The organism is Shimia haliotis, assembly GCF_900114415.1.
In the GTDB taxonomy this organism is placed as follows: domain Bacteria; phylum Pseudomonadota; class Alphaproteobacteria; order Rhodobacterales; family Rhodobacteraceae; genus Shimia; species Shimia haliotis.
This window is the reverse complement of sequence record NZ_FOSZ01000010.1, coordinates 63,764-84,572: the sequence shown is the minus strand read 5'-3', so window position 1 is coordinate 84,572 and position 20,809 is coordinate 63,764. Positions and strand designations below refer to the sequence as shown.

Below are 20,809 nucleotides of genomic sequence, written 5' to 3'. Positions count from 1 at the left end.
CCCTTAGGCGACCTCTCCCCAAAGCCGCGGGGGCAGCTTAGGCGCGTAAGTGTCTTTAGCGCAAGTGGTCTTCGAAACTGGCCTCTTTGGCGATCAGCACGGCCTGCGTGCGGGAATGCACGCCGAGTTTGCGCATAATGGCGGTGACGTGCGCTTTGACCGTGGTTTCGGCAATCGAGAGATCAAAGGCGATTTGTTTGTTGAGTTTGCCCTCGCAGATCAATTCCAGAATGCGGGACTGTTGTGTGGTCAGGCTGGCGAGGCGGGCGACTGCGTCCTGTGTGGCGGTGTCGGTCTCGGGCATGTGGTCTTCGGGCACAAAGGTCCGCTGCTGCGCGATGGCGTCAAAGGCGCGGGCGAACATGTCGCGCTGGCTGTGTTTTGGCACAAAGCCGGCCGCTCCGGCGGAGATGACCGCGTTGATGGTGCGGGCGTCGGCCATGGAGGAGACCACCAGGATCGCCGCATCTGTGGATTTACGCAGGCGGATCAGGCCGTCAAAGCCGCTGACGTCGGGCAGGTTGAGGTCCAGCACAACGATGTCGGGCGTGACGCTGTCCAGCGCGGTGAGCGCCTCGGCGAGGCTGGCGGCTGTGGCCACGGACTCGACGGTGCACACGGCCTGAAGGGTCATCACCAGCGCGTCGCAAAAGAGCGGGTGATCGTCGATGACAAGGGCGGTTTTGAAACGGGTACTGGCGGTTGGCATAGGCTCTGCGCGATTGGTTTGGTGTCTAGCCTAACAAAGCGGGCGGGGATTGGAAGGGAGGCTAAAGTCGTAGCGGATGGTTGCGTTGCGAGGCAACGTGACTAGATTCAGGACAGGTATTTGGAGAGATTTCTATGAAAAAGATGGTTGGCTTGGTCGTCGGATGCATGGCGATAGTGAGCGCCGCAGCGGCGGAGATGCGCGATCTTGAAGGAAGTGTCGGGTATCGCGAAAGGATCGCTATGCCGGAAGGCGCTCTGGTTGAGGTCAGCTTGCAGGACATTTCGCTGGCGGATGCACCGTCGCAGGAGCTTGCGACTGTGGTGATCCGGCCCGAGGGGCAGGTGCCGGTGGACTATCGTATGGCCTATGACAGCGCGATGGTGCGCTCGGGGCATCGCTATGCGGTGCAGGCAAAAATCATTGTGGATGGTCAGGTAGCATGGCGCACAACGCAGGTTTTTGCAGCTTTGACCGAAGATGCGCCGGAGCGTGTGGATGTGATGTTGGAAAAGGCGGCAGGGATGGTAAAAAACTCGGTTCCGGACGCGCTGACGCTGGGGTCATATCTGGTGGTGGCAATAGATGGTGTCGAGGTGCAAGGCAGTCCAGTGCCGGAGATGGAATTTGGCGCAGACGGTCGGGTGAGTGGCTCAAGCGGGTGCAACCGGTTCAACGGGTCTGTCACGGTCGATGGAAGCGCGTTGAGCTTTGGGCCTTTGGCGAGCACGCGCATGGCCTGTCCGGCACCACTTGATGCACAGGAGCGGGCGTTCTTTGGGGCGCTCGAGCGGGTGGCGGGGTTTGACGTCGAAGGCGGTGTGGCGCTTGTTGATGGCGCGGGGAATGAAGTCATTCGGCTGATGGCGCAGTAAAAAATGGACTGGCGACATCAAACTGTCGGATATTCAAATAGTAAAACTTGAATATATTTGCGCGAGATCAAAGTGACGCGGCGCTCTCGAGACCAAGGTGGCGGCATTACTTTCTTGGAGGAATGCCATGTTGCGCCTGAGTCTTATTCTGCATTTGTTTATCGGCTCCACTCTGGCCGGTGTCGCGGTGATTGTCGCGCTTGTGTCGGGTTTTGACACAATGCGGGGCATCCTGATCGCGGCGGTAATGGGATATCTCGTCGGCTATCCGGTCAGCGCCTATGTGGCGAAAGAGCTTTATAGCCGCGGCAGTTGATCACGCTTTGGCGTGAGCCAGCCATGCTTCAACCGAGGCAATAAACTCGCGGGGCTTTTCGGCGTGCAGCCAGTGGCCTGCGCCGGTGATTTTGGCAAAACGCGCCTTAGGGAATTTCTCGCGAATGGTCGGGCGATGCTCGGGCATCACGTAGTCGCTGTTGGCGCCTGACAGAAAAAGCGTGGGCCCGTCGAAGACGCCTGGGACCTCGGGGAAGCCGAGGATTTTGGACATCTCGGCGTCCAGCACATCCAGATTGAGCCGCCAGCGCTGTTCTTTCACGTCCAGCGACTGAGTGAAGAAGCTTTGCAGCGTGGTGTCTGGAACGCGTTCTGCCAGTTGGGCAGAGGCGTCGGCGCGTTTGGCGACGCGGCTGAGGTCGACGCTGCGCATGGCCTCGATATTCTGGTTCTGGTCGTGTCCATAGGCCACAGGCGCGATGTCGGCAACAATCAGTCGGTTGACCAATTCGGGGCGGGTGAGCGCCAGCACCATCGCAGCCTTGCCACCCATCGAGTGACCCAGCACATCCATCGGGCCACCATAGCGGGCAATCACCTCTGCCAGATCGGCGGCCATGTCCTCGTAGGAATGGCTGTCAAACCAAGGCGAATTGCCGTGGTTGCGTTGATCGACGGCCAGCACATAGCGGGTCGGTGAAAGCCGTTTGGCAATGGCGCCCCAGTTGCGGCCAGAGCCAAAGAGGCCATGTACGATCAGAAGGGGCGGTTCGGTGGTTTCGGCGGGGCCGTGGTCGATCACATTCAGCATGGGCCAAGCAATAGAACGCAAAGGGCGCAGGTTCCAGAGTTGAGTGTTGCGCGGCGAGGGCCTAAACAGACGGGATGATGGATGCAGAGACCCTTGATCGCAAAACGGCGGATGTGCTGGCGCTGGCGAAAGCGAAATTTGGCGTGCGTGGCCGTTCGCTTGAGAAGGCGATGAAGAAGGTCGGGCGGCGGGTGCCGAACTGGGTTCACAAGGAAGTACGGGTGATCGGGGAGGCCCGCGGGCTGACGGGGCATCCCAAGTTGATGATGCAGATGGATCATGCGCGGGTGGAAAAGGCATTTGACGCGATCACCGCGCATCTTGAGACCGTGGACCGCCGAGAGCGGCGGATTGACCGGATTCTGGATGTGTTGGGCTCGTTGAGCTTCAATCTGATTGTGTTGACCGCGCTGGTTATTCTGTTCCTGCGCTGGCACGGGTTTATCTAGGGTCGACAGCGGTCAGGCGCCAGCGCGTCGCGAAAACCCACAGTCAGAAATCATCTTGAAACTGAACTTGATATGTCCTGTGAGCGGCTTTGGTCGGCGGGCCTGTATCCGGTCGCCCAGAGGGTGTTCCAGTTGGCGGGGTCTTGAGAGGCACAGTCATGAGATGGGGGCGGGTTCCGGCTGTTTGGTGCAAGACCAGTGAATGTCCCGGGTGCCGATGAAGCGCCCCATGCGGTCAAGTTCGGCATCGAGTTTTTCGGCGCGGGCATCGGTCCATTTGACGCCTTTTTCCGCCCAAAGGCGGGTGACGGTGAGCGTGCCTTTCTTGCGGTCTGCCTTGGCCTCAAGTCGACCAACAAAGCGGTCGCCTTCGAGCAGAGGATAGACGTAGTAGCCCCAGATACGTTGGGCGGCAGGCACAAAGATTTCAATGCGGTAGTCCATACCAAACAGGCGCGAGAGCCGGTCGCGGTCGCGGATCACGGGGTCAAACGGGTTGAGAATGCGTAGGCGCGATGTGGGCGCGGGAGTGGCGTCTATGCGCTGGGCAATATCCGGAGGGGCCAGCATTGGCAGCCATTGACGTTTGGCGGTTTCAACCTCGACCTCGATCAGGTTAGACGCTGTGACCCAGTTCTTGACCTCAGCGGTGTCGACGGCTTCCCAGAAGCGTTTGATGTCGCCGGTGGTGGCAAAGCCAAGGCGGGCAACGGCTTGCTGACACAGCCAGTCGATTTGTTCGGCATGGGGCACGTGGGCTGCGCGGATGTCGTCCGGGATCACACGTTCCGGCAGGTTGTAAAACTTCTTGAAGTTCCGCCGGTGGCAGGTTGCCAGCTCTCCTGCGTACCACATGTAATCCAGCGCTTGCTTGTGGGGCGGGCGGGACCACATCTCCTTGGGGCCGTCTATCTTGGTGTCAAAGGCCTCGGTCGAGAGCGCACCTTCGTTGGCGATGCGGTCCTTGATCTCGCCAAGGTCAACCTTGGTCAGGGCGGTTTTGAACCAGCCCTTGGCATCCATGCGCGCTTTGCGACGCTCAAATTGGGCGCGCCAATAGGGGTAGGTTTCGATCGGCAGGACGCTGGCGTCATGGGTGAAATGCTCAAACACAGCGCGGTCTTGACCCAACAACTTGTCCAGCATCGGTTCGCGGTAGTTCTGGTTGCGCGACCACAGGATGTGATGATGGGCGCGGGAAAGCACCTGAATGCTGTCCAGTTGGACAAACCCAAGCTGTGTGATTGTGGTCCGCGGATTGGCGGGGCCGGTGGGGGATTCCGCCAAACCCTGATTGAAAAGCCAAAGGCGTCGCGCGTCGCGGTTGGAAATACGAGTAACCATGCCGCACCCTAGAAAGACGTTTAGAACAAATAAAGAACAATCTTGGTGGCCCGCCAAAAAACCGCGCCGGGCCTGTGGGGGGCAGCGTTGCCATGTCGTAAAATGGCGGGAAAGCTTGGCTTATTGGTCCGGCTTCTGCCACTCCATCAGATGCAGATAGGGCGCGCGATTGTAGGTTTCGGCGCGGCCGCCGCCAGTGGCTTTGGGTTCGTCAAAGTGCGTGAGTTGAAAGCCCGCAGCCAGCAGTTCTGTCATGTAGAATGACAGGGGGCGGTGCCAGTTTTGAATGCGTATATCGTCCCATTCTGCCCAAGAGGCAAAGCAGTCGAGGTAGTGGTCCATGATCAGCGTGGTTGAACCGTCTGCGTTTTTTTCTGGATAGCCATGGGCCTGGCTGGAGGTGGTCCATGGGTTGAGGTTGGCGATCAGTAGGCGCCCGCCAGGGCGCAGAACGCGGTGTGTCTCAGTTAGGGCCGCGGGAATGTCGGGAATGTCGATCAGTGACAGATAGGCGACGGTCATATCAAAGCTGTGATCCGCGAAGGGGAGAGCTTTGGCGAAGGCCGTTTCATAACGGGCCCCGCCAAGGGCGCGTGCGTGCGTGATGAGAGCTTGGGTGGGATCTATGCCGGTGACGGTTCCGGCAAGGCGCGCGAGTTTGCGGCAGAAGCGACCTTCGCCGCAACCAAGGTCAAGCACATCGGTTGGCGCAGCGGCGACAACTCGGGCCAGCATCGGCGCGTCGAGCACGTGCTGGCGGCTGAAATCACCGTCTTCACCTTGGGATGTGATCCAGGCTTGGGCGGAGGTGTTCCAACCGTCGGTCATTGCAAAACTCCAAATAGTCAAAAAAGAAACGCCGCCGCAGGAAACCCTGCGACGGCGTGCATAGCATGAAACCTGTGGTCTTACAGGTTCGGATACATCGGGAACTTGGCACAAAGGTCTGCGACCTTGGCTTTCACCGCGGCTTCCACGTCGGCGTTGCCTTCTTCACCGTTGGCGGCCAGACCGTCGACCACTTCGACAATCATGTCGGCAATGGCGCGGAACTCGTCTTCGCCAAAGCCACGCGTGGTGCCCGCGGGGGTGCCAAGGCGGATGCCAGATGTGACCATCGGCTTTTCCGGGTCAAACGGGATGCCGTTTTTGTTGCAGGTGATGTGGGCGCGACCAAGGGCTTTCTCGGTGGCGTTGCCTTTCACACCTTTGGGGCGCAGATCGACCAGCATGACGTGGGTGTCGGTGCCACCGGTTACGATGTCCAGACCGCCTTTGACCAACTGATCCGCCAGAGCCACTGCGTTGGCACGCACCTGTTTCTGGTACTCTTTGAACTCAGGGCGCAGCGCTTCGCCAAAGGCTGCCGCTTTGCCTGCGATCACGTGCATCAGGGGGCCGCCCTGAATGCCGGGGAAGATCGCGGAGTTGACCTTTTTGGCGATGGCCTCGTCGTTGGTCACGATCATGCCGCCGCGGGGCCCGCGCAGGGTTTTGTGGGTGGTTGTTGTCGCAACATCCGCGTGCGGGAACGGCGAGGGGTGCTCGCCTGCGGCAACGAGACCTGCGAAGTGCGCCATGTCGACCATCAGGTAGGCGCCGACTTCGTCTGCGATTTCGCGGAACTTGGCAAAGTCGATCTGGCGGGGGATGGCGGAGCCGCCTGCGATGATCATCTTGGGTTTGTGCTCAAGCGCCAGTTCGCGGACCTGATTGTAATCCAGCAGGCTGTCTTCTTTGCGGACGCCATATTGGATGGCGTTGAACCATTTGCCGGACTGGTTCGGTTTCGCGCCGTGGGTCAGGTGACCGCCGGCATCCAGAGACATGCCGAGGATGGTGTCGCCCGGTTGCAGCAGCGCGGTGAACACACCCTGGTTGGCCTGCGAGCCGGAGTTGGGCTGCACATTGGCGAACTCACAACCAAAGAGCGCTTTGGCGCGGTCGATGGCGAGGTTCTCGGCCACGTCGACATACTGGCAACCGCCGTAGTAGCGACGGCCCGGATAGCCTTCGGCGTATTTGTTGGTCAGAACAGAGCCCTGAGCTTCCATCACCGCCGCCGACACAATGTTTTCGGAAGCGATCAACTCGATTTCGTCGCGCTGGCGACCGAGTTCATCGGTGATCGAGGCAAAGAGTTCGGGGTCACGGGTGGACAGGGCCTCGGTGAAAAAGCCGGCGTCGCGGGTCGTGGTCATTGGGGCGTCTCCAGATGAGTGTTCACGTTGGCCGTTTGCTAAAGGAATTATGAGAGGGACGGAAGGTCTTAAAGCGACGTAATGCCTTGTCTGTGCGCCGTGAATGGTGCAGTGGATAAACATATGCCGTCTTCGGAAACTTTGGGGCGGCTGCGAAACGATCTCGGCGGACCAGGTACCATGACAAAGAGAATCGCCTTTTTGGCCAGTCGCGCCCCAGTGGCGCAGACCGCGCGGGCGGCGTTGATCGGCTGTTATGGCGATTGCGCGCCGCAAGAGGCCGATGTGATCGTGGCCCTTGGTGGTGACGGGTTCATGCTCTCGACGCTTCATGACACCCAGACGTTGGATGTGCCGGTTTACGGGATGAACCGTGGCACCGTCGGTTTTTTGATGAATGCCTATGCGGAAGGCGACCTGCCTGAGCGGCTGGCGGCGGCTCAGGAAGAGGTTCTCAATCCGTTGTCGATGCGCGCCACCTGCGCGGATGGCACTGTTCACGCGGCGCTGGCAATCAACGAAGTCTCCTTGTTGCGGGCCGGTCCTCAGGCCGCGAAGCTGCGCATTACCGTGGATGGGCGGTTGCGCATGGAGGAACTGGTTTGTGACGGCGCCTTGGTCAGCACTCCGGCCGGTTCAACAGCCTATAACTATTCTGCTCATGGCCCGATCCTGCCGATTGGATCGGATGTGCTGGCGTTGACTGCGATTGCACCATTCCGTCCGCGACGCTGGCGCGGGGCTTTGTTGCCCAAAGCCGCGCAGGTGCAGTTTGATGTGGTCGAGCCTGAAAAACGGCCGGTGATGGCGGACGCTGACAGCCGCAGCTTTGAAAATGTAGTGCGCGTTGAAATCCGAAGCGAACCCTCGGTGGCGCATAAGATCCTGTTTGACCCCGGTCACGGGTTGGAAGAACGCCTTATCCGCGAGCAGTTTGTCTAAACCCAAAGGCCTATGGCTTCTGAGATCTTGTTGCTGTTGGCACGTAAAAACCGGAACGTAGAAAACCATTTTTTCTGGCTCAAAATACCCTGGGGGTGTGGGGGCAGAGCCCCCACGAGTGTCGGTTATGCGCCAGCGTAGCCGATGGATTTGAGCGCTTCGGTGATCTCGTCCAGAATGGCAGGATCGTCGATGGTGGCAGGCATTTTCCAAGGCGTGCTGTCGGCGATGTTGACCATGGTGCCGCGCAGGATTTTGCCCGAACGGGTTTTCGGCAAACGGTCCACCACGACGGCGAGCTTGAATGCGGCCACCGGTCCGATTTTCTCGCGCACGAGTTTCACGACTTCTTTCACGACGTCATCGTGATCGCGATCTGCGCCCGCGTTCAGGCAAAGAAAGCCCACAGGCATCTGGCCCTTGAGTTGATCCGCCACGCCGATCACCGCGCATTCGGCCACGTCAGGGTGAGAGGCGAGGACTTCTTCCATTCCGCCAGTGGAAAGTCGGTGTCCGGCGACGTTGATCACGTCATCTGTGCGCGCCATGATATAAAGATAGCCGTCCTCGTCGATCATGCCTGCATCGCCGGTTTCATAGTAGCCGGGGAAAGTGGTGAGGTAGCTCTTGCGGAAGCGGTCTTCGGCGTTCCACAGGCCTGGCAGGGTGCCCGGAGGCAGCGGCAGTTTGATGGCGATGGCGCCCAGCTCGTTGGGCCCCATTTTGTTGCCGCCCTCATCAAGAATTTGTACGTCATAGCCGGGCATCGGCACGGAGGGGCTGCCGATTTTCACCGGAATTTCCTCAACCCCGAGCGGGTTGGCGGCGATAGCAAACCCGGTTTCGGTTTGCCACCAGTGATCTACGACCGGCACTTTGAGGTGGTCAAAGGCCCATTGAATGGTGTCCGGATCGGCGCGTTCGCCCGCAAGGAAGAGGGCGCGCAACTCAGACAGGTCATAGTCTTTCATCAACTGGCCGGTCGGATCTTCGCGTTTCACTGCGCGGATCGCGGTCGGGGCGGTGAAGAAGCTGCGCACCTTGTGCTCGTCGATCACGCGCCAGAAGGTGCCCGCATCGGGGGTGCCGACAGGTTTGCCTTCGAACACGAGAGTGGTGTTGCCGTGCAGGAGCGGTCCGTAGCAGATGTAGGAGTGTCCCACGACCCAGCCCACATCGGAGGCCGCCCAGAACACATCGCCGGGCTTGACGTCGTAAATTTTCTCCATGGTCCAAAACAGCGCGACCATGTGGCCGGCTGAGGCGCGGATCACGCCTTTGGGCGCGCCGGTGGTGCCGGAGGTGTAGAGGATATAGAGCGGGTGGTTGCCTTCGACCGGCACGCAGTCGGCTTCGGGTGTGTCGGCCTGAAATTCGACCCAGTCCACATCGCGCCCCGGGATCAAGTCCGCGCGCTCTTCTTCGCGTTGGTAGATCACACAGAACTCGGGCTTGTGTTTGGCAAGTTCGATCGCGCCGTCCACCAGCGGTTTATAGTGCACCACGCGGCCCGGCTCGAGACCGCAGGAGGCGGCGATGATGGCTTTGGGGGTGGCGTCGTCAATGCGTACGGCGAGTTCGTTGGACGCGAAGCCGCCAAAGACCACCGAATGGATGGCGCCGAGGCGGGCGCAGGCGAGCATCGCTACAAGCGCTTCTGGCACCATCGGCATATAGATGATGACGCGATCGCCCTTGGTCACACCTTTGGCTGCGAGGCCACCGGCGAGGGAGGCGACTTTGTCGCGCAGCTCGGCAAAGGTGATTTTGTCTTTCTTGCCGGTGATCGGGCTGTCGTAGATGATGGCGGCCTGATCACCACGGCCGTTTTCCACATGACGGTCCACGGCGTTGTAGCAGGTGTTGCCCAAGCTGTCAGAAAACCACTCGTAGATGCCATTGCCGTTGTCGGTCAGCGCCTTGGTGGGCGCTTTGTCCCAGTCGATATAGCTTGCCGCTTCCAGCCAGAAACCTTCGTGGTCGTCTTCCCAGGATTGATAGACGTCTTTGTACGACATGGGGGATCTCCTCTTCCTTGGCTATAGGCTTAGGGGAGCAGGTGCCGTTGCGGCAAGGGGCGCGGCGTGCCCCGTGGCAGATTATCGCAGAAAATTTGCAGACTTTGCGAAGGTTGACTGCAAATTTTTGCAAAGCGGTGAAAACGGCGGGATTGGCGCAAACTTCTGGCGCCCGTTTGCAAAGTTGCAAAGCCGTGAGCCGGCCATATGCGAATCGCGGAATGGGAAAAGCGGAAGGTGGCCTTTGGCGCAGTTGACAGGTTTGCAGCCGCCAAGCCATTGTTTTGGCAATTGAGGGAAGACCTATGACAGAAACAAATTTACATCCGGGCCCGGGCGCCGGGCTGGACCGGTATTTCAAAATGAATTGGGTGTTCAGCGCGCGACGCGATTTGATTTTTCTGATCGGATCGGTGTTGGCAGGGTGGCTGATTTTCGGAATCTACCTGCTGATGGGCTGGAACATGATTTTGGTCTGGCTGGTCTGGGTGATCGTTCTGGACACGCCGCATTTCTTTGCCACCTACAGCCGGACCTATTTGGACAAGGCCGCGCGCAAACAGATGCCGCGGCTGTTGATTTTGTCCTTGGGGGTGTTTCTCGTCGGTCCCGTAACACTGTTGGTGTCCTATGGGCTTCAGGGGATGGGGGCATCCTTCTGGAAGGCGCCGTGGTACGGGTTCATGATCGTGGTGAGCCTTTGGGCCTATTGGCATGTGACGCGCCAGCATTATGGCATTTTGCGGCTGTATCATCGGGTCAATGGCGAAACCGGCACCAAGGACGCGCGGATTGACAGTTGGGTGCTTTATGGCTGCTTGCTGGTGCCTTTTGTGGCGTTTCTGGCGCAGCATAGCGGCGCGCGGCGGCGTGTGGGGCTTGAGGGGCGTCCCGCGTTTCCGGAGCGAGAGATTGGCCAGTCTTGGTTTGAGTATGTCGCAGCTTTGCAGTGGGAGCTTTGGGTTGTTCTGGCGACTGTGGTGATTGTGGTCGCGCTGCTGGGCGTCTTTGTGGCGCGGCAGGTGCAGCGGGTTTCACAGGGGGACAAGATCGCCTTGCCTAAGCTGGCGTTTCTCGCGGCGGTGCTGCCGCTGCATCTTTATATGTGCTATTCGGGCCATCTGTTGTTCACCAGCCTTCTGGTGTTCACGATGATCGTGACGATTTACCATGACGTGCAATATCTGGCGATTGTTTGGTTTTATAACGAGAATCGATACGGTGGGGAGCCGGAAAAGGCGGAGCAGACCTATGGGTTTGCGGCCAAGCTGTCGCGCAATTTCTGGATTTATCTCGCCTTTGCCATTGCTGCGATTTCGCTGCCGGTCTGGGGGCTGGGGTGTTTGATCGGGCGGATCAACGTGTGTTCCGTGGGGCCGGTCTGGGGGGATCCTCTGGAGATTGGTGGCACAACATGGATCGCCTTCTACGTCATGCTGACGCTCGGGTTTCAGATGCACCATTATGTGCTGGACCAGTTCATCTGGCGGCCCAGCAAGGACAAGAAGTTGCGGGAAGATTTGAAGGTCGAAGGACAGTAGCCTGCGGCGTTTTCCGAGGCCGCAACCAAAAGAACGCCCTCCTGAGTGTCAGGAGGGCGTTTTTGTTTAGCCGTAGTGTGTCACCGGTGTGCCAGCGATCGCGGCCATATTCAGAAGGCCACGGGCGGTGATCGATTGGCTGACGATGTGGGCCTTGTTGCCCATGCCCATCAGGATCGGACCGACCTCAAGCGCATCGGCGCGCATTTTCAGGATGTTGCGCACCGCAGATGCCGCGTCGGCATTGGCGAAGACAAGCACGTTGGCGGCGCCTTCAAGACGGGTACGCGGGAAGATGCGGGCGCGCAGGTCCGGATCCAGCGCGGTGTCGACGTTCATTTCGCCCTCATAGGAGAAATCGCGCGGGCGGCTGTCAAGGATGGCAATGGCTTCGCGCAGACGCTTGCCCGAGCCCTGACGGTGGTTGCCAAACTGACTTTGTGAACAGAGCGCGATGTTGGGTTCCAGACCAAAGCGGCGCACGTGGCGGGCTGCGCCTTCTGTGATGCGGGCGATGTGTTCGGGGCTGGGCAGCTCGTGAACCTGCGTGTCCGCAATGAACAAAGGCCCGTCCTCGAGGATCATGAGAGACAGGGCGCCGTGCGGATAGAGCGCTGCGCTGCCGAGCACCTGATCGACGTAGTTCAGGTGCCAGCGGTATTCGCCAAACGTGCCGCAGATCAGGCTGTCGGCCTCTTCTCGGTGCACCATGATCGCGCCGATGGCGGTTGTGTTGGTGCGCATGATGGCCTTGGCGAGATCTGGCGTGACGCCTTCGCGCTCCATCAGTTGGTGATAGCTGTTCCAATAGTCGAAATAACGCGGATCGTTTTCGGGGTTCACGATCTGGAAATCGGTGCCGGGGCGGATGGCAAGGCCGGCGCGTTCGCAGCGGGCCTCGATCACCTCGGGACGGCCGATCAGGATCGGGGTTTCCGTGGTTTCCTCAAGGATCGCTTGGGCGGCACGCAGCACGCGCTCGTCTTCGCCCTCGGCAAACACAATACGGCGGGACGCGTTGGAGGCCGCCTCGAAAACGGGGCGCATGAGGAGGGCGGATTTGAAGACCGATTGGTTGAGCTTGTGGGTATAGGCCTCAAGGTCGTCAATCGGTTGCTTTGCGACGCCGCTGTCCATGGCGGCTTTGGCCACGGCGGCAGAGACCACACCGACCAGTCGCGGATCAAAGGGTTTTGGGATCAGATAGTCAGCGCCGAAGGTGAGGTGTTCGCCTTTGTAGGCCGCAGCAGCTTCGGCGGAGGTGGTGGCGCGGGCGAGTTCGGCGATGCCGTTCACGCAAGCGACGCACATTTCGTCATTGATCTCGGTTGCGCCAACGTCCAGCGCGCCGCGGAAAATGAACGGGAAGCAGAGGACGTTGTTGACCTGATTGGGGAAGTCGGAGCGGCCGGTCGCGATGATGGCGTCAGGGGCCACTTTGCGGGCCTCGTCCGGCATGATCTCGGGCGTCGGGTTGGCGAGCGCAAAGATGATGGGTTGGGCGGTCATTTTGGCGGCGTGTTCAGGTTTTAGAACGCCGGGGCCAGAAAGGCCAAGGAACATGTCTGCATCGTCAATCACGTCATCGAGCGTGCGCAGATCGGTTTTTTGGGCGAATTCGGCTTTCTGCGGGTTCATATCCTCGGTGCGGCCTTCATAGACGAGACCGTGGATGTCGCAGAGCCAGACGTTTTCGCGTTTCACGCCAAGTTTGAGCAGCATGTTGAGGCAGGCGATGCCCGCCGCGCCGCCACCGGTCGAGACAATTTTGATGTCTTCAAATTTCTTGCCAGCAACCTGTAGAGCGTTGGTCGCAGCGGCGCCAACCACGATGGCGGTGCCGTGTTGATCGTCGTGAAAGACGGGGATGTTCATGCGCTCGCGGCACAGTTTCTCGACCACGAAACAGTCCGGTGCCTTGATGTCTTCGAGGTTGATCGCCCCAAAGGTCGGCCCCATGGCGCAAACAATGTCGGCGAGTTTTTCGGGGTCTTTTTCGTCAAGCTCGATGTCAAAACAATCGATGTTGGCAAATTTCTTGAAAAGGACGGCCTTGCCCTCCATCACCGGCTTGGAGGCCAGCGCGCCGATATTGCCCAGACCCAGAACCGCAGAGCCGTTGGACACAACCGCAACAAGGTTCTGACGCGCTGTATACAGCGCGGCGTTGGCTGGATCGTCTTTGATTTCGAGGCAGGCTTCGGCAACGCCGGGGGAATAGGCGCGGGACAGGTCGCGGCCGTTCGCAAGCGGCTTGGTCGCGCGGATTTCGAGCTTACCCGGTTTGGGATTCGCGTGGTAGAACAGGGCCGCATCACGGAGCGATTGGGTGCGGTTGTCAGACATTCGGGATACCTCGGATCAGGGGTTTTCGAAGATAGTTCAGCCTTAAACTAATTTCTTGGCGGTGGAAATGGGCAATCCTGCCGCAACGGCAGCATCTTGAATTTTTGACCATTTGGTTTCATTCTCGGCCAAATGACTTGGGGGAGCGACAGAATTGGACATACGGGCAGAGGTAAGGCTTCCGACGGAAGAGCTGCGGGATGACATTCCTTTTTATACTCAGACGCTGAAAATGCGGATGGATATGATTTATCCGGCGGACGACCCGACGGTTGCTGTGTTTTCAGGCCATGGGTTGCGGCTGCGTATTGAAAAGGGCGCACCCGAAGGGCCGGGAACGATCCGTATTCTGACCGACGATCCGGAGGGGTTTGCCGAGGGCGCGCGCAGTTTGGTGGCGCCCAATGGCACGCGGGTGGAAATTGATGAGCTGAACCCGCCGTTGGTTTTGCCAAAGGTGCAGCATTCCTTTGTGGTGCGCCGATTGGCGGATCAGGCGCCGTGGGTGATTGGGCGCGCGGGTATGCATTATCGTGATCTGGTGCCGGACCGGTTGGGCGGGGCGATGATCGCCAGCCACATTCGCATACCAGACGGCGGGCCCGTGCCGGATATGGTGCACTATCACAAGGTCGGGTTTCAGCTGATCTTTTGCGTGAACGGTTGGGTCGATGTTTTGTACGAAGATCAGGGCGGTATGCGGCGGCTGAATGCGGGGGACTGTTTCATCCAGCCGCCCGAAATTCGGCACCGCGTTTGCGAGGCCAGCGATGATTTGCAAGTGATCGAGATTGGTGTGCCGGCAGATCATGTGACCGAGATTGATCACGAGATGGATCTGCCGACGCTCTTTGACCGGCCGGATCGGGAATGGGACGGACAACGGTTTGTGCATAATCTGGCGGAGGGGGCCGAGTGGGCCGATTTCCGGCTGTCGGGTTTTGTTTGTCGCGACACGACGATTGCCGCCAACACCAAAGATGTTGCCGGAGTTCAGGTGATCCGGCGTGGCGACGGCAGCCCGCAGTGGGCGCGACATGACGCCGATATCCACTTTACCTTTGTGATGAAGGGCACGATGGTTTTGGAGGGCGAGGGGCGCGAGCCGTTTGCTCTGGAAGCCGGAGACGCCTTTGTTATCCCGCCCGGAATGAAAACCCGCTACGCCGAGCCGAGCGCGGACATCGAGATGCTCGAAGTCACGCTGCCGGGGGCGTTCAAGACGAAAGTGACGGATCAATGAGTTTGGAAAAAACAGCCTTTGCGGTGCGTGAAAATGCCTATGCGCCATATTCGAAATTCAAGGTTGGGGCGGCTGTGTTGTCTGAGGGTGGCACGATTTATGGCGGCTGCAATGTGGAAAACATCGCCTATCCGGAAGGCACCTGTGCCGAAGCTGGCGCTATTGCGGCGATGGTGGCGGCAGGCGAATTGCGCCTGACCGAGGTTTTTGTGGTGGCCGACAGCAAGCAGCCGGTGAGCCCGTGCGGCGGGTGCCGCCAAAAGCTGGCAGAGTTTGCTGCGAGCGGTGACACAAAGGTCACGTTGGCCAATCTGGATGGTGTGCGGGTGAGCATGACCATGGCAGAGCTGTTGCCGGGCGCCTTTGGGACGGCCCACATGGACGCAGACCACGCGGATCGGGACTAGGAGGCGACATGGACGCACGCGCAATCATTGCCCAGCTGAGACGCGGGGAAGACCCAAGTCGAGAGGAATTGGCGTGGTTTGCCAGAGGCTTGGCAGACAAAACCGTGAGCGATGCACAGGCGGGGGCCTTTGCGATGGGCGTGTGTTTGCGCGGCCTGTCGGAAGAGGGGCGCGTGGCGTTGACGCTTGCGATGCGCGACAGCGGCGACACGATGGCGTGGGATCTGCCTGCTCCGGTGTTGGACAAGCACTCGACCGGCGGCGTGGGCGATTGCGTGAGTTTGGTTCTGGCACCCGCGCTGGCGGCCTGTGGCGCGTATGTGCCGATGGTGTCGGGGCGCGGCCTTGGGCATACCGGCGGCACACTGGACAAGCTGGAGGCCATTCCGGGCTATCAGACTGGATTGGATGAGGCACAGTTTGCGCAGGTGGTGCGTGAATGTGGGGCGTCGATTGTGAGCGCAACAGCCGATATCGCGCCCGCGGACAAGCGGCTTTATGCGATCCGGGATGTGACGGGGACAGTGGAAAGTCTGGACCTGATCACGGCGTCGATCCTGTCTAAAAAGCTGGCTGCGGGGCTGCAAGGTCTTGTGCTGGACGTAAAGGTCGGGTCGGGCGCATTTATGAAGACGCTGGCAGATGCCGAGGCTTTGGCCGACTCTTTGGTGAGTACGGCAAATTTGGCTGGGTGCCCGACAAGCGCGGTGATTTCGGACATGAACCAACCCCTGGCACCGTCTTTGGGCAATGCGCTTGAGGTCGCGGAATGCATGGAGGTGCTGTGCGGCGACAAAGGCGGCCCCATGGCGGAGTTGAGCGTGTCCCTGGGCGGCGTGCTTTTGGCGAATGCAGGATTGGCGACCGATGTCGAAGATGGCGTGGCGCGGATGGTTGCAGCGCTGGCGGACGGCTCGGCGGCGGAGGCCTTTGGCAAAATGGTCGCAGCGCACGGCGGGCCGGTGCGGTTTGTCGAGGAATGGCGGCGGTTCTTGCCGGAAGCCTCGGTGATCCGGCCTGTGAAAGCGACGAGGGCCGGATATGTGTCAGCGATTGACGGCGAAGCGCTTGGATTGGCGGTGGTTGGCCTTGGTGGCGGACGTCAGGTCGAGAGCGATGTGATCGATCCGGCGGTCGGATTTTCCGAAGTGGTCCGGTTGGGCGATCGGGTGGCGGTGGGGGACACCCTGTTGCGTCTGCATGCCAGCCGTGAGGACGCGGCTGCCGCTGCGGAGGTTGCTGTGCGATCTGCGATTGCCCTTTCCGACGAAATGCCCGATATGCCGCCTCTTATTCATGAGAGGAACCGGTAGATGGCGCGTGCGTTTTTGGTGGTGATGGATTCCGTTGGTATTGGCGGCGCGCCGGATGCGGGGCAATTTTTTAACGGCAATATTCCGGACACGGGCGCCAATACGCTGGCCCATATCGCACAGGCCTGCGCTGCTGGTGACGCCGAAGATGGGCGCAGCGGACCATTGAAGGTGCCGCATCTGGATGCGCTGGGCCTCGGAGCGGCGACACGATTGGCGAGCGGCGCGGATGTGCCAGGGCTGGATGCCGAACCCACAGGCGTTTGGGGCGCGGCGACAGAACATTCGCCAGGCAAAGACACCCCGTCAGGCCATTGGGAACTGGCGGGCGTGCCGGTGCCATGGGACTGGGGATACTTTCCGGTCACAGAGCCCTGCTTTGACGCGGACTTAGTGGCGGAGGTGTGCCGATTGGCCGGCACCAAGGGCATCCTCGGGAACTGCCATGCCTCAGGCACGGTGATCATCAATGATCTGGCAGAAGAACATATCCGGACAGGGTTCCCGATTTGCTATACCTCGGCGGACAGCGTGTTTCAGATTGCGGCCCATGAGGACCACTTCGGCCTCGATAAGCTTCTGAAACTATGTGTTGATTTGGCGCCGACTTTGCATGCCATGAAGATCGGTCGGGTGATTGCACGGCCCTTTGTCGGGGATGCGGAGAACGGATTTTCGCGGACCACAAACCGGCGCGATTATGCGATTGCTCCGCCTGAAAAGGTGTTGAGCAACTGGGTGCAGGACGCCGGTGGGAAGGTGCATGGCGTTGGCAAGATCGGCGACATTTTCACTATGGCGGGCATCGATGATTGCACAAAAGGTGCGGATGCCAAGCTGATGCAGGATTTGCATAAATTGGCGGATGAGGCTGAGGATGGCAGTCTGACCTTTGCAAATTTCGTGGAATTCGACAGCCTGTATGGCCATCGCCGCGACATTTCGGGCTATGCCCGTGCGTTGGAGTGGTTTGACGCGGGGATTGGCCAGTTTATGGACAAGATGCGGGACGGTGATCTGTTGCTGTTGACCGCAGATCATGGCAATGACCCGAGTTGGTCCGGCACCGATCACACGCGCGAACGTGTGCCGGTGTTGTGCGCCGGAGTGGGCGCCAAAGAGGCCGGACTTTTGAATTTTGTAGATGTGGCCGCGACCGTGGCGACCCATCTGGGGGTGACACCCCCGCGTGGAAGGAGCTTTTTGTGACCGTAGCGGACTTGCCTAAAATTGAGTTGCATCTTCATCATGAAGGCGCAGCGCCGCCAGCGTTTATCAAGCAGCTGGCGCATGAGAAAAATGTTGATCTGAGCAAGGTGTTCACGCCTGACGGCGGATATGCTTTCGAGAACTTTGTGCATTTCCTGAGTGTCTATGAGGCGGCGAGTTCGGTTCTGACCGGGCCCGAGGAATTTGCCCGCCTGACGACAGCGATCCTTGAGGAAAGCGCGGCAAATGGTGTGGTCTACACCGAGAGCTTTATAAGCCCCGATTTCTGCGGTGGCGGTGATTTGGGCGCTTGGCGCGAGTATCTGTTGGCCATTCAGGAAGCTGCGGCCGCTGCGGAGGCCAAGCACGGTATCACGCTGCGCGGGGTTGTGACTGCGGTGCGCCATTTCGGACCGGAGAAGTCCCGTCTGTCGTCCCATTGTGCGGCAGAGACTGCTGGCACGTTTGTCACCGGTTTCGGCATGGGCGGCGATGAGGCGCATCTGACGCAGGGCGCGTTTTCCTATGCCTTTGATCAGGCGCGTGAAGCGGGATTGCAGCTGACGACCCATGCGGGCGAGGTTCTTGGACCGCAAAGTGTTTGGGACGCAATCGACGATTTGAAGGTGGAGCGCATCGGGCATGGTGTGCGGGCGATTGAAGATCCTGATCTGGTGAAAGAACTGGTTGAGCGCGGTGTGACTTTGGAGGTCTGCCCGGGCTCGAACGTTGTGCTTGATGTGTATCCGGATTTCGCCAGCCATCCGATTTCCAAACTTCGGGATGCGGGTGTGAAGGTCACGGTGAGCACTGATGATCCGCCGTTTTTCCACACCAACATGCGCCGAGAGTATGAAGAGTTGGAAAAAGCGTTTGGCTGGGACGAAGAAGATTTCCGCGCATTGAATGCGACTGCGCTTGACGCCGCCTTCTGTGATGCCGAAACAAAGAAAACCGTAGCCAAGAGATTGGAGAAAGCCTGATGGATCACCTGACCGTTGTTGATCACCCGCTGGTGCAGCACAAGTTGACGATTATGCGCGACGAGAGCACGTCCACGGGCGAGTTCCGCCGCCTTTTGCGCGAGATCAGCCAGTTGATTGCTTATGAGGTGACGCGAGAGTTGCCGATGACCACCAAGCGGATCAAGACGCCGATGGTGGAAATGGACGCGCCGACGCTGGATGGACGTAAGCTGGCACTGGTGTCGATCCTACGGGCGGGCAATGGGTTGCTGGACGGTATGCTGGAACTGGTGCCATCGGCGCGGGTCGGGTTTGTCGGCCTTTACCGTGATGAGGAGACGCTGGAGCCGGTGCAGTATTACTTCAAAGCACCGAGTGAATTGGACGAGCGGCTGGTGATTGCTGTGGACCCGATGTTGGCAACGGGCAATTCGTCTGTGGCGGCGATCGATTTGCTGAAGAAGCAGGGTGCCAAAAACATCCGTTTCCTGTGCCTTCTGGCGGCGCCTGAAGGTGTTGCGCGGATGAAAGAAGCCCATCCGGATGTGCCGATTGTGACCGCAGCGCTGGACGAGCGGCTGAACGAGAAGGGCTATATCCTGCCAGGGCTCGGTGACGCGGGCGATCGGATGTTCGGCACCCGCTGATGCAACTTTAACAATATCAGCGGTTTACTCATATAGAATAATCCGGCAAAGTTGCCCCTACATCTTGTGGGGGCAAAATGAAACTGACCAGAGTCATCGCGTTCGGAGTGATCGCGGCATCTTTGGGCTTAGGCGTGGTCCACGCTCAGTCCTTTTCGCCAATGGACTCACCGGCAGAATTCCCGCCGGCGAGTTATAAAGGCAAACAGTATGTCGACAGCCGCGGCTGTGTGTATATCCGCGCGGGCATCGACGGAAGTGTTGCCTGGGTGCCGCGTGTGACGCGGGATCGCAAGGTTGTTTGCGGCTTCAAACCGACATTTGACAAGCCCGTCGCGGGCACGGCACCCCCGCCGAAAATCGACAAGAATGTTGTGCAGATTCAGCCGGCGACCGCGCCGACTGAAGGGACGACGATATTTGGCTCCTCGACGGGCACAAAAGCGACGACATCTTCGACGGCCACCAAGAAAACGACTGCAACATCCACGACCAAGACCAAGACCAAGACGAAGCCAAAGACGACAACTTCGTCCGCGAGTGCAGCGCCAGCGACACAGGCCGCGCCGCGTCAGACCGGTTTGACGATTTCCAACACCTCGCAAGAGCAACCTTTGTACACCACACCTGTGGCTGTGCCGCCAACAGCCAAGAAAAAGTCGACGGCGTCGGCGCCAACAGTGATTGCGCCTGCCGCACCGACGACGACGACCACAACGACCACGGCACCCACCACGCGCCGGACGGGCACGCAGCCGGCCCGCAGTTCTGGCAGCGCCTCGCCGTGTCGCGGCGGTGTGTCGACCTATAAGGGGCTGAAGGTGCGCTGTGGTCCGCAGACCGAGCTGCCCTATACGCCAGGCAGTGGGTCGCCGACTGCTGCGCCTCCGAAAATGCGGTTCAACCAGCAGAATTCGTCGCTGCGCCGTCCGCCTGTCGGAACGGTTGTGCGGTTCGGCGACGTGGGCGGGGACGTGCGAGTGGTGCCCAAACACGTATATGAAGCAAATTTGGTCAACAACGTGGAGACCGAAGTGCCCGAGGGGTATCGGTTGGCTTTTGACGATGGGCGTCTGAATGCGCGCCGCGCAGAGATGACGTTTAACGGCAAGGCACAAAGCGATGCGATTTGGACGCGCAAGTTGCCGCGTCGCCTGATACCGCGCTCCGTCGAAAGCGGGCCAGTTGTTGTGGCTCGCAACAGTGGCGGCATGACAGCGGATGTGGCCGCGCCGGTGGTGTCGTCCCGTTCGGCGCCTGCCGAGAAGTCGATCCGCCTGACAGGCACGCCCTATGTGCAGGTGGCAACCTATGGCTCCGCGCGCGAGGCCCAAGCTGCGGCCAAAAAAATCCGCAAGCTGGGGTTGCCGGTGCTGATCGGCAAGGTTGAGCGCGCCGGAAGTGTACAGCGCATGGTGCTGGCGGGGCCTTTTGAAGATCAGGCAGCCGCGGATGCGGCGCTGCGTTCGGCGCAGAGCGCCGGGTATGGCGGGGCATTCCTGCGCAAGTAAAG

General features: G+C 59.7%; 19 protein-coding genes. 12 read left to right on the top strand and 7 right to left on the bottom strand.

What is annotated here, in order from left to right; all coding sequences use genetic code 11:
• Nucleotides 1–55: 55 nt before the first annotated feature.
• Nucleotides 56–709: a response regulator transcription factor gene (locus BM069_RS18030; protein WP_093325778.1), complete on the bottom strand. Its 654-nt coding sequence runs from the start codon at nt 707–709 to the stop codon at nt 56–58.
• Nucleotides 710–843: 134 nt separating this feature from the next.
• Here BM069_RS18030 and BM069_RS18025 point away from each other — a divergent pair, with 134 nt between their 5' ends.
• Nucleotides 844–1,584 (top strand): YbaY family lipoprotein, encoded by a 741-nt coding sequence (locus tag BM069_RS18025; RefSeq protein ID WP_093325777.1) that lies wholly within the window; start codon nt 844–846, stop codon nt 1,582–1,584.
• A gap of 127 nt (nt 1,585–1,711) precedes the next feature.
• Nucleotides 1,712–1,900, top strand: a complete 189-nt coding sequence (locus tag BM069_RS18020) for a CTP synthetase (RefSeq protein WP_093325776.1) — start codon at nt 1,712–1,714, stop codon at nt 1,898–1,900.
• On the opposite strand, the gene BM069_RS18015 is transcribed toward BM069_RS18020, so the two are convergent.
• Nucleotides 1,901–2,671 carry an alpha/beta fold hydrolase gene (locus BM069_RS18015; RefSeq protein ID WP_093325774.1) on the bottom strand — a complete coding sequence of 257 codons (771 nt, stop codon included), beginning with the start codon at nt 2,669–2,671 and terminating at the stop codon, nt 1,901–1,903.
• Nucleotides 2,672–2,745: 74 nt separating this feature from the next.
• Between BM069_RS18015 and BM069_RS18010 the strand changes: the two genes are divergently transcribed.
• Nucleotides 2,746–3,120 (top strand): hypothetical protein, encoded by a 375-nt coding sequence (locus BM069_RS18010; RefSeq protein WP_093325773.1) that lies wholly within the window; start codon nt 2,746–2,748, stop codon nt 3,118–3,120.
• 156 nt (nt 3,121–3,276) lie between these two features.
• Here BM069_RS18010 and BM069_RS18005 read toward each other — a convergent pair whose 3' ends face one another.
• From BM069_RS18005 to glyA, 3 genes are all read right to left on the bottom strand, one after another.
• Nucleotides 3,277–4,464, bottom strand: coding sequence for a winged helix-turn-helix domain-containing protein (locus tag BM069_RS18005; protein WP_093325771.1), 1,188 nt, complete (start codon nt 4,462–4,464; stop codon nt 3,277–3,279).
• A 120-nt stretch (nt 4,465–4,584) separates the two neighbouring features.
• The gene (locus BM069_RS18000; RefSeq protein WP_093325770.1) at nt 4,585–5,292 is read right to left on the bottom strand and encodes a class I SAM-dependent methyltransferase; all 708 of its coding nucleotides are present in this window, start codon (nt 5,290–5,292) and stop codon (nt 4,585–4,587) included.
• Between the two features lie 80 nt (nt 5,293–5,372).
• Nucleotides 5,373–6,665, bottom strand: a complete 1,293-nt coding sequence (glyA, locus tag BM069_RS17995; protein ID WP_093325769.1) for a serine hydroxymethyltransferase — start codon at nt 6,663–6,665, stop codon at nt 5,373–5,375.
• Nucleotides 6,666–6,845: 180 nt separating this feature from the next.
• Between glyA and BM069_RS17990 the strand changes: the two genes are divergently transcribed.
• Nucleotides 6,846–7,607: an NAD kinase gene (locus tag BM069_RS17990; protein ID WP_093325828.1), complete on the top strand. Its 762-nt coding sequence runs from the start codon at nt 6,846–6,848 to the stop codon at nt 7,605–7,607.
• A gap of 125 nt (nt 7,608–7,732) precedes the next feature.
• On the opposite strand, the gene BM069_RS17985 is transcribed toward BM069_RS17990, so the two are convergent.
• Nucleotides 7,733–9,625, bottom strand: a complete 1,893-nt coding sequence (locus BM069_RS17985; RefSeq protein ID WP_093325767.1) for a propionyl-CoA synthetase — start codon at nt 9,623–9,625, stop codon at nt 7,733–7,735.
• 305 nt (nt 9,626–9,930) lie between these two features.
• On the opposite strand from BM069_RS17985, the gene BM069_RS17975 reads away from it, so the two are divergent.
• Complete coding sequence (locus BM069_RS17975; RefSeq protein ID WP_093325764.1) at nt 9,931–11,166, top strand: hypothetical protein; 1,236 nt, start codon at nt 9,931–9,933, stop codon at nt 11,164–11,166.
• A 66-nt stretch (nt 11,167–11,232) separates the two neighbouring features.
• Here the strand turns inward: BM069_RS17975 and BM069_RS17970 are convergent, their stop codons facing one another.
• A complete protein-coding gene (locus BM069_RS17970) occupies nt 11,233–13,512 on the bottom strand; it encodes an NADP-dependent malic enzyme (RefSeq protein ID WP_093325763.1) in 2,280 nt (759 codons plus the stop codon).
• Nucleotides 13,513–13,744: 232 nt separating this feature from the next.
• Between BM069_RS17970 and BM069_RS17965 the strand changes: the two genes are divergently transcribed.
• From BM069_RS17965 to BM069_RS17935, 7 genes are all read left to right on the top strand, one after another.
• Nucleotides 13,745–14,755 carry a cupin domain-containing protein gene (locus BM069_RS17965; RefSeq protein ID WP_093325761.1) on the top strand — a complete coding sequence of 337 codons (1,011 nt, stop codon included), beginning with the start codon at nt 13,745–13,747 and terminating at the stop codon, nt 14,753–14,755.
• On the top strand, nt 14,752–15,162 hold the full coding sequence (locus BM069_RS17960; RefSeq protein ID WP_093325760.1) for a cytidine deaminase: 411 nt from the start codon (nt 14,752–14,754) through the stop codon (nt 15,160–15,162). The genes BM069_RS17965 and BM069_RS17960 overlap by 4 nt, the downstream gene beginning before the upstream one ends.
• Nucleotides 15,163–15,170: 8 nt before the next feature.
• The gene (locus tag BM069_RS17955) at nt 15,171–16,475 is read left to right on the top strand and encodes a thymidine phosphorylase (RefSeq protein WP_093325758.1); all 1,305 of its coding nucleotides are present in this window, start codon (nt 15,171–15,173) and stop codon (nt 16,473–16,475) included.
• Nucleotides 16,476–17,684 carry a phosphopentomutase gene (locus BM069_RS17950; protein ID WP_093325757.1) on the top strand — a complete coding sequence of 403 codons (1,209 nt, stop codon included), beginning with the start codon at nt 16,476–16,478 and terminating at the stop codon, nt 17,682–17,684.
• Nucleotides 17,681–18,667 (top strand): adenosine deaminase, encoded by a 987-nt coding sequence (locus BM069_RS17945; protein WP_093325755.1) that lies wholly within the window; start codon nt 17,681–17,683, stop codon nt 18,665–18,667. Before BM069_RS17950 ends, BM069_RS17945 begins: the two co-directional genes overlap by 4 nt.
• Entirely contained in the window at nt 18,664–19,296 is a 633-nt protein-coding gene (gene upp / locus BM069_RS17940) for a uracil phosphoribosyltransferase (protein WP_093325754.1), read from the top strand. Before BM069_RS17945 ends, upp begins: the two co-directional genes overlap by 4 nt.
• A 77-nt stretch (nt 19,297–19,373) precedes the next feature.
• Nucleotides 19,374–20,807, top strand: coding sequence for an SPOR domain-containing protein (locus BM069_RS17935; RefSeq protein WP_093325752.1), 1,434 nt, complete (start codon nt 19,374–19,376; stop codon nt 20,805–20,807).
• Nucleotides 20,808–20,809 lie beyond the last annotated feature (2 nt).

Bases quoted from the DNA above. Each gene is read 5' to 3' on its own strand.
- BM069_RS18030 (WP_093325778.1), bottom strand. From the start codon at position 709: ATGCCAACCGCCAGTACCCGTTTCAAAACCGCCCTTGTCATCGACGAT.
- BM069_RS18025 (WP_093325777.1), top strand. From the start codon at position 844: ATGAAAAAGATGGTTGGCTTGGTCGTCGGATGCATGGCGATAGTGAGC.
- BM069_RS18020 (WP_093325776.1), top strand. From the start codon at position 1,712: ATGTTGCGCCTGAGTCTTATTCTGCATTTGTTTATCGGCTCCACTCTG.
- BM069_RS18015 (WP_093325774.1), bottom strand. From the start codon at position 2,671: ATGCTGAATGTGATCGACCACGGCCCCGCCGAAACCACCGAACCGCCC.
- BM069_RS18010 (WP_093325773.1), top strand. From the start codon at position 2,746: ATGATGGATGCAGAGACCCTTGATCGCAAAACGGCGGATGTGCTGGCG.
- BM069_RS18005 (WP_093325771.1), bottom strand. From the start codon at position 4,464: ATGGTTACTCGTATTTCCAACCGCGACGCGCGACGCCTTTGGCTTTTC.
- BM069_RS18000 (WP_093325770.1), bottom strand. From the start codon at position 5,292: ATGACCGACGGTTGGAACACCTCCGCCCAAGCCTGGATCACATCCCAA.
- glyA (WP_093325769.1), bottom strand. From the start codon at position 6,665: ATGACCACGACCCGCGACGCCGGCTTTTTCACCGAGGCCCTGTCCACC.
- BM069_RS17990 (WP_093325828.1), top strand. From the start codon at position 6,846: ATGACAAAGAGAATCGCCTTTTTGGCCAGTCGCGCCCCAGTGGCGCAG.
- BM069_RS17985 (WP_093325767.1), bottom strand. From the start codon at position 9,625: ATGTCGTACAAAGACGTCTATCAATCCTGGGAAGACGACCACGAAGGT.
- BM069_RS17975 (WP_093325764.1), top strand. From the start codon at position 9,931: ATGACAGAAACAAATTTACATCCGGGCCCGGGCGCCGGGCTGGACCGG.
- BM069_RS17970 (WP_093325763.1), bottom strand. From the start codon at position 13,512: ATGTCTGACAACCGCACCCAATCGCTCCGTGATGCGGCCCTGTTCTAC.
- BM069_RS17965 (WP_093325761.1), top strand. From the start codon at position 13,745: ATGCGGATGGATATGATTTATCCGGCGGACGACCCGACGGTTGCTGTG.
- BM069_RS17960 (WP_093325760.1), top strand. From the start codon at position 14,752: ATGAGTTTGGAAAAAACAGCCTTTGCGGTGCGTGAAAATGCCTATGCG.
- BM069_RS17955 (WP_093325758.1), top strand. From the start codon at position 15,171: ATGGACGCACGCGCAATCATTGCCCAGCTGAGACGCGGGGAAGACCCA.
- BM069_RS17950 (WP_093325757.1), top strand. From the start codon at position 16,476: ATGGCGCGTGCGTTTTTGGTGGTGATGGATTCCGTTGGTATTGGCGGC.
- BM069_RS17935 (WP_093325752.1), top strand. From the start codon at position 19,374: ATGAAACTGACCAGAGTCATCGCGTTCGGAGTGATCGCGGCATCTTTG.